Origin of the sequence: Desulfocicer vacuolatum DSM 3385 (genome assembly GCF_900176365.1) — a bacterium.
GTDB classification, from domain to species: Bacteria; Desulfobacterota; Desulfobacteria; order Desulfobacterales; family Desulfobacteraceae; genus Desulfocicer; species Desulfocicer vacuolatum.
Map to the genome: position 1 here is coordinate 1 of NZ_FWXY01000068.1, position 1,786 is coordinate 1,786.

The window sequence follows — 1,786 nt, forward strand, 5'->3', positions numbered from 1 at the left end:
ATCAATGGTGATAATCCCTGAATTGGCAAATAGTTATGAGTAGTCTACATAATTCTTTTGCCAAAACAACACGAAAATAAGAGATAAGAATCTAAAACCTTTATTCCCTTTTTAAGACCGGAATAAATGGTATAGGTAAAAAACAAGGTCCAGGAGAGAACAACCAGAATGTTGGTAACCATGCCCAGAGGAATGCCGAAGATCTCCTTTAACAGCTCGGCAATAAGAGGGATGCCAAGCCCGAGTGAGGTTCCTGCACCGCAGAGGATGCTGATAACAAAGAAGGTATCAAACAGTTTGCCCAGCCACCCTTGCATTAGCTGTTCTCCAAATATGGGCTCACATGCGGTACTCGGGCGGTAGACCTCTCTTTTCTGGACAAAGAAAAAATATGCGTAAACAACGGCGAAAACAAGATAGGGGCAATAAAACATAGGTCCCCAATGGAACAGACTGTATGCCTGGGACCATTCATAGGCCTCGGGGGAAAAGGGGGGCATACGAAAGGGGGGAGACTGGATGTAATAGAAGAATTCCATGGTAGACCAAAGAAGGATCATCAGCGAACTGGACGTGCCGAACATCAGCCCCATCCAGGAAAAGGTCGAAAATTCAGGTGATTCATTTCCGAAACGCTTCTTCCCAAGAGGACCGAGAACCAGGTAAACGAGAATCAGCAAAACGCTGAATTGAAACAGGCTGTATATCCATCCCACATCACCGGTTGTAAATTTAAAGGCCGTTTTCATTGCGACCTCCACACTCTCCTTATTAAACGCACAGAGCAGGCAAAATGCAATAACAACCAGGATACTCGGTATAAATATCCCCGGTTCTATTCCGCTGCGGATCCTTTGCGGACTCTCCTCCTCCTCAAACGGACGGCTTTGTTCTGCCAGGCTATTATTCTCCATTTTCTCTTCTTACCTCCTGATTTGTTATGATTTTCATATGTATTTGCGGATATGGGAACGGTTTATACCCTTTTAATTTCCCCAATCCGGATTCCCTCTGCTTACCAGCGCGGCAGCCTCAAGTTATGCTCAACTCTGCCATCAGGATTCCTTGAATTTTATTGGTTTCGTAATTCTAAAAACAGCCTATTGCTGCGTCAAATCTTAATTTTAGGATAACTGATTCCGAAGAAGCAAAGAATGCACTGCTCTGGGAGATGTAGCATCCTAAATCTTAGCCTTGCCTATGCACTATTACATCTGGACGTAAATTTAATTGTGCTTCTTGAAGCTACTTTTTTAAGCAATCTATGAGCTCAACACAAAAAAAGCAGCATGGAATTAATGTCAATCTGTGTTATATTTTTTATTTTCAATCAAAAATTTTTAATTTTTGATTGAAAATAAAAAATTAAAAATTTTTTGTCAAGATATTTTAAAAAAATATGGATTTTATATTTTACGACAATTATTTTGTAATGAGAATTTATTCGAATGAGTTGATAGCGTATTGCAGAAAGGGGAGGAAGTATAGTGAGGTCGCGATTCTGCCACTTGGCGGCTTAGGAACAGAGATAGAGGCTCTGCCCAGATTTGCGGAGAGCTTTTTTATAACTGCCATGGGCGGACCGTATTCTGATCCGGCTCTGCCCACAACAAAGCTTGAAATACACCCCCGGTTTGCGGAGTATTTCATATAAAAGGAGTGCCCAGGTGCATACCGGCTTGGATCAAAAAGATTTTAAAATTATTGAGTTGCTTCAAAAAGACGGCAGGATGCCCAACACTGTGATTGCAAAGGAAGTGGGTATTTCCGAAGCCACGGTGAGAAG

At 41.8% G+C, this 1,786-nt stretch carries 3 protein-coding genes; 1 reads left to right on the forward strand and 2 read right to left on the reverse strand.

The genetic code is table 11. The features are described from left to right. Positions 1 to 44 precede the first annotated feature (44 nt). Positions 45 to 914 (reverse strand): BCCT family transporter, encoded by an 870-nt coding sequence (locus B9A32_RS20890; protein WP_084072122.1) that lies wholly within the window; start codon positions 912 to 914, stop codon positions 45 to 47. Between the two features lie 526 nt (positions 915 to 1,440). Next, positions 1,441 to 1,650, reverse strand: a complete 210-nt coding sequence (locus B9A32_RS22010; protein ID WP_212638055.1) for a hypothetical protein — start codon at positions 1,648 to 1,650, stop codon at positions 1,441 to 1,443. A gap of 17 nt (positions 1,651 to 1,667) precedes the next feature. Between B9A32_RS22010 and B9A32_RS22585 the strand changes: the two genes are divergently transcribed. Further along, positions 1,668 to 1,786, forward strand: a 119-nt coding sequence (locus B9A32_RS22585; protein ID WP_408607042.1) for an Lrp/AsnC family transcriptional regulator, incomplete at its 3' end; no start/stop codon positions are given.